The organism is Flavobacterium sp., assembly GCF_035456085.1.
Lineage (GTDB): Bacteria > Bacteroidota > Bacteroidia > Flavobacteriales > Flavobacteriaceae > Flavobacterium.
In genome coordinates, this window is the sequence record NZ_DATIDY010000083.1 from 21,025 (window position 1) to 27,024 (window position 6,000).

Sequence of the window (6,000 nt, forward strand, 5' to 3'; positions counted from 1 at the left end):
GTACTCGAATGAAAGAAATAGCAATCACCTCAAAAATTAACGTATTCGATTCCATTGATGAAATACCGGAAACAGATCAAAATCTAATAAAAAAAGCTATTGAAATTAGACAAAACGCCTATGCTCCCTATTCCAATTTCAAAGTTGGTGTTGCTATTTTATTAGACAATGGAGAAATAGTACTGGGAACAAATCAAGAAAATGCAGCATATCCTTCAGGTCTGTGTGCAGAAAGAGTGGCTATATTTCACGCTGGAACAATTTATCCTAAAGCAAAGATCCTAAAAATGGTAATCACAGCTAATTCAGATAACAAGATAACAACTGAACCAGTTCCTCCCTGTGGAGCTTGCAGACAATCTATAGCTGAATATGAAATTCGTCAGAACAGCCCTATAGAAATTTATTATATGGGGGAAACGGGGGAAATACATCATTCCGCCTCTTTAAAAAATTTGCTTCCTTTTATGTTTGATAAAAAAATGCTATAAAAAAATAGTAAACAAAAGCAAATTTACAATTTACTAATAATCAAAGGCCTATTTACAAGCTTATACCAATCAAAAAAGCTAATTATTATAAACTAATATAATTTTCAGAATAGCATTTCCCATTATTTAAAAAAAAAATAAAATTTAGCTTTTTAATTTTTAGTTCTTAATAGGAATGTCTTATTTTTGCATCCCGAACTCTTCGGGGCGCAAATTTGTGATAAGGAAACTATTTTGCGTTACTAGGTCACAATTGTAAAACAATAACACTTAAGCAAAAGAATTATTTCAGATGAAAGAAGTTACAAAAGAAGTTTATTTAAAGTGGTATGAAGACATGCTATTTTGGAGAAAGTTTGAAGACAAACTTGCGGCATTATACATTCAACAAAAAGTTAGAGGTTTTCTACACTTATATAATGGACAAGAAGCTGTACTAGCAGGAGCTTTGCACGCTATGGATTTGACAAAAGATAAAATGATTACTGCTTACAGGAATCACGTTCAACCAATTGGAATGGGTGTAGATCCAAGACGTGTAATGGCCGAACTTTTAGGAAAAGCAACTGGAACTTCTAAAGGTATGGGTGGTTCAATGCACATTTTTTCTAAAGAACACCGTTTTTATGGTGGACACGGAATTGTAGGTGGACAAATTCCATTGGGAGCTGGTTTAGCATTTGGAGACAAATACAACGGAACCGGTGGTGTTACCATGACTTATTTTGGTGACGGTGCAGCACGTCAAGGTTCTTTACATGAAGCTTTCAACATGGCTATGCTATGGAAACTTCCTGTTGTTTTCATCGTTGAAAACAATGGGTATGCAATGGGAACTTCTGTTGAAAGAACTGCAAATCATACCGATATCTGGAAACTTGGTTTAGGATACGAGATGCCATGTGGGCCTGTAGATGGAATGAATCCTGTAAAAGTTGCCGAAGCAATGACTGAAGCAATTGAAAGAGCAAGACGTGGTGATGGTCCTACTTTCTTAGAAATGAAAACGTACCGTTATAGAGGACACTCTATGTCTGACGCTCAATTATACAGATCTAAGGATGAAGTAGAAGAGTACAAAAAAATCGATCCAATTACTCAAGTTTTAGATGTAATTCTAGATCAAAAATACGCTAATGAAGCCGAAATTGAAGTAATTGACCAAAGAGTAAAAGATCTTGTTGACGAATGTGTTCAATTCGCAGAAGAATCTCCTTATCCGGAAATTCAACAACTATACGATGTTGTGTACGAACAAGAAAACTATCCATTCACACCTCATAAATTATAAATCAATTATGGCAACAATTGTAACAATGCCTCGCTTGAGCGATACTATGACTGAAGGAACGGTAGCAGCTTGGCTTAAAAAAGTTGGAGACAAAGTAAGCGAAGGTGATATCTTAGCAGAAATTGAGACTGACAAAGCAACTATGGAATTTGAGTCTTTCAACGAAGGAACTCTATTATATATTGGAATACCAGAAGGAGAAACTGCACCAGTAGATTCTTTACTAGCAATTATTGGAAAAGAAGGAGAAGATGTTTCAGCATTAATTTCTGGAGCAGCAGCTGCACCAGCGCCAGCTGCGGCAGAATCTGCGCCTGTAACTTCTGAAACAAAAGCCGAAGCTCCTGCGACAACAGCACCAGCAGCAAGTTTGCCAAAAGGAGTTGTTGTAGTAACAATGCCCCGTTTAAGTGATACTATGACGGAAGGAACTGTAGCTTCATGGTTGAAAAAAGTTGGAGATTCAGTTGCTGAAGGCGATATCCTTGCTGAAATCGAAACTGATAAAGCAACAATGGAATTTGAATCTTTCAATGAAGGTACTTTATTATACATTGGAATTCAAGAAGGAAGTACTGCACCAGTAGATAGCCTTTTAGCAATCATTGGACCAGCAGGAACAGACATTAGCGGAATTGCTGAAAACTATAAAGTTGGTGGAGCAGCTCCAACAGCAGCAGCCAAAGAAGAAGTTAAGACTCCTGCAGCTGAAAATTCTCCAGCTGTAACGGATGCAGTAAACGATGGAAAAAGAATTTTAGCTTCTCCATTAGCTAAAAAAATAGCTAGCGACAAAGGAATTCAATTAACACAAGTAAAAGGAACTGGTGAAAACGGACGTATCGTGAAAAGTGATGTCGAAAACTTTACGCCAACTGCAACATCAGCAACTCCAAGCACAAGCCCTAAAGCTGCTGAAGCTCCTAAAGCCGAAGCTCCTAAAGTATTTGTACCTGCTGGAGAAGTTTTTACTGAAGAAATCAAAAATTCGCAAATGCGTAAAATCATTGCGAAACGTCTATCTGAATCATTATTCACAGCGCCTCACTACAATCTTGTAGTCGAAGTTACAATGGATGAAGCAATGCAATCAAGAGCAGTTATCAATACTGTTCCTGACACTAAAGTATCTTTCAATGATATGGTAATCAAAGCTTGTGCATTAGCATTGAAAAAACATCCAAAAATCAACTCTCAATGGAAAGATGATGCTATTACCATCAATCACCATGTAAATATTGGTGTTGCTGTAGCTGTTGAAGACGGATTGGTAGTACCAGTTCTAAAATTCACAGATGCAATGAGCCTTTCTCAAATTGGTGCTAGTGTTAGAGATCTTGCAGGTAGAGCCAAAAACAAAAAGCTTGGACCACAAGAAATGGAAGGAAGTACTTTCACCGTTTCTAACCTAGGAATGTTTGGAATTACTGAATTCAACTCAATCATTAACCAACCAAATTCTGCTATTTTATCAGTAGGAGCTATTGTTGAGAAACCAGTTGTAAAAAACGGCCAAATCGTTGTTGGAAACACAATGATGCTCTCATTAGCTTGCGATCACCGTACTATCGATGGAGCAACAGGAGCTCAGTTTTTACAAACATTGAAACAATACATTGAAAACCCGGTAACTATGCTTGCATAAACTTGGTTGTATTAATAATAAAACCCGTTTTGAAATAAATTTCAAAACGGGTTTTTCTTTTTAATTTAGAAGCAAATAAAATTTATATGAAAAAAATAAATCTACTATTAATTATTATTATTGTTTTCACCGCTTGTCAAAAAAAAGAAACCACAATTAAACATGAAATTGTAAAAGATTCTCATTCTTTTTCAAAACCGAACCAGGCGGTTGCCAAGCATTTAGATTTAGATATCAAAGTCGATTTTAATTCTCAAACAATTTCAGGGAAAGCTTCTTGGATTATTGAAAATAATTCTAAAGGAGACGAAATTATCTTTGACGAAAACAGTTTAAACATAACCAAAGTTACTTTGGGAGATGACGAAAAAGAAACTACGTTTGAATTAGGGAAAGAAGTTGAATTTCATGGAAAACCACTTCATATAAAAATAAAATCCAATACTACCAAAGTCAACATCTATTATAATACAACCAAAGATGGTGTAGCATTACAATGGCTAAAACCTGAACAAACAGCAGACAAAAAGAAACCATTCGTGTTTTCACAAGGAGAAAGTATTTGGTCTCGCACTTGGATTCCCTGCCAAGATTCACCAGGAATCCGTTTTACTTATAATGCCAAAGTTACCGTACCAAAAGATTTAATGGCGGTTATGAGTGCTACAAACCCACAACAAAAAAACAAAACAGGCATTTATACTTTTAGACAAGAAAAAGCCATTCCATCATATTTAATGGCAATAGCCGTTGGAGATATAGAGTTTAAACCAATTGACAATCGTACTGGTGTTTATGCAGAACACACTGTAATTAATAAAGCAAAATGGGAGTTTGAAGAATTAGGAAAAATGGTAAACGCTGCAGAAAAATTATTTGGCCCTTACCAATGGGGACGTTATGATGTCATCGTTTTGCCACCAAGTTTTCCTTATGGCGGAATGGAAAATCCAAATCTCACGTTCCTTACACCAACAGTTTTAGCTGGTGACCGTTCGCTAACAAGTTTATTAGCGCACGAATTAGGGCATAGCTGGAGTGGAAATTTAGTAACCAACGCTACTTGGGATGATATTTGGCTAAATGAAGGATTTACAACCTATGTCGAACACCGTATTGGTGAAAAAGTATTCGGAGTTAAAGAAGCCAAAATGCAAGATGTATTAAGCCGAAAAGCATTAAAAGTCAATTTGGATGAAATAGGAAATAATAGTCCTGATTCACGACTAAAAGTAGATACATCAGGCAGAAATCCAGATGAGGGACTAAGTGATATTCCGTATGAAAAAGGATATGCATTTTTACAAACTGTTGAAGCCGCTGTCGGTCGTGAGAAATTTGATAAATTCCTAACTGACTATTTCAAAGCTCATGCCTTTCAATCTATAACCACAGAAGATTTTGTAGAATATTTTAATAAAAATCTAATCAATGGCGACAAAGTCTTAGCTGATAAAATAAAACTGAATGATTGGATTTACAAAACAGGAACTCCAAATAATATCATTATCCCTATTTCAGAAGATTTCAACTCTATTGATAACATCCAAAAAACGTGGAAAAAAATCGGAGTTAAAGGATTAAATCAAAAGATAAAATCAACCAATGAAAAGCAACATTTTATTGATTATTTGCCAAATGATATAACTCCAAAAGAAATGGCAGAAATTGACAAAGAATTTAATTTCACCAATAGTGGAAATTTCGTTGTCCAACGCCAATGGTTTATTCAAGCAATACAACATAAATACAAAAAAGCTTATCCATCTATAGAACAATTCTTGACTTCATATAGTCGAACAGGTTCATTGTTGCCACTCTATAAACAAATGATCAAAACACCTGAAGGGAAAACTTGGGCTAAAAGAATCTATGAAAAAGCAAAAACCGGCTATCATACTACTACTATTCAAGCCATAAAACCTTTATTGAAATAAAATATTTTGGGCATGCCCTCGTTGCATATTATTTGTATTAAAATAATATTATTTGAACAGCAACGAGGTCGGGCTGTCCATTATATCTTTTATTTTGCTAAAGAAGCAAAACAAAAGGATGCCATTCCCATCCCTCATGCAGCTTCACGTTTCAAAAAGATTCTTAAAGTAATTTACCATTTTAAAACCCGCCTAGTTATAAAAAGTAAGTGTGACTAGTCCTTATATCCTAAAACAAAAAAAAACAGCCCATTTGGAGCTGTTTTCTTCACATCTACTAAGTTGTCTTAACCAAAAAACAATTAATTTGTTGCCGCTACATTTTGATTTTTAATCTTCAAATCGCCTTTGTACACTTCAGCCACTGCCTTTCTCGATAAAGTGATTTTATCGGCAACCACAATCTCATGAGTCACTTTCTTTAGGCTTGTTTCCACTTCCAAAAAGTAAACCCCTTCAGGAAAATCCTCAAGACTGTAGGTTCTAATAACACCGCCTTTACCCGTTATCGTTTCATCATAGATCACATTATGCGATTTGTCATAGATTTTCACATTAGCCTTTTGAATCTCATTTATCGAAAAACTAATTTCTCTGCCTTCCCCATTTCTCACATTAAGCAAGAAATCACCATTA

Annotated in this window: 5 protein-coding genes; 4 read left to right on the top strand and 1 reads right to left on the bottom strand. The window is 35.4% G+C overall.

The features are described from left to right. Positions 1-8 precede the first annotated feature (8 nt). From cdd to VLC96_RS06420, 4 genes are all read left to right on the top strand, one after another. Positions 9-491 (top strand): cytidine deaminase, encoded by a 483-nt coding sequence (cdd, locus tag VLC96_RS06405; RefSeq protein ID WP_325261455.1) that lies wholly within the window; start codon positions 9-11, stop codon positions 489-491. A 292-nt stretch (positions 492-783) separates the two neighbouring features. After that, positions 784-1,782 carry a pyruvate dehydrogenase (acetyl-transferring) E1 component subunit alpha gene (gene pdhA, locus VLC96_RS06410; protein WP_325261456.1) on the top strand — a complete coding sequence of 333 codons (999 nt, stop codon included), beginning with the start codon at positions 784-786 and terminating at the stop codon, positions 1,780-1,782. A gap of 7 nt (positions 1,783-1,789) precedes the next feature. Beyond that, positions 1,790-3,427, top strand: a complete 1,638-nt coding sequence (locus VLC96_RS06415) for a dihydrolipoyl dehydrogenase family protein (protein WP_325261458.1) — start codon at positions 1,790-1,792, stop codon at positions 3,425-3,427. Between the two features lie 86 nt (positions 3,428-3,513). Further along, positions 3,514-5,364 (top strand): hydrolase/aminopeptidase, encoded by a 1,851-nt coding sequence (locus tag VLC96_RS06420; RefSeq protein ID WP_325261460.1) that lies wholly within the window; start codon positions 3,514-3,516, stop codon positions 5,362-5,364. A 302-nt stretch (positions 5,365-5,666) separates the two neighbouring features. Here VLC96_RS06420 and VLC96_RS06425 read toward each other — a convergent pair. Beyond that, the coding region (locus tag VLC96_RS06425) for a T9SS type A sorting domain-containing protein (protein ID WP_325261462.1) at positions 5,667-6,000 on the bottom strand (334 nt) is incomplete at its 5' end.

Coding starts and splice junctions, on each gene's coding strand:
- cdd (WP_325261455.1), top strand. CDS start 9: ATGAAAGAAATAGCAATCACCTCAAAAATTAACGTATTCGATTCCATT.
- pdhA (WP_325261456.1), top strand. CDS start 784: ATGAAAGAAGTTACAAAAGAAGTTTATTTAAAGTGGTATGAAGACATG.
- VLC96_RS06415 (WP_325261458.1), top strand. CDS start 1,790: ATGGCAACAATTGTAACAATGCCTCGCTTGAGCGATACTATGACTGAA.
- VLC96_RS06420 (WP_325261460.1), top strand. CDS start 3,514: ATGAAAAAAATAAATCTACTATTAATTATTATTATTGTTTTCACCGCT.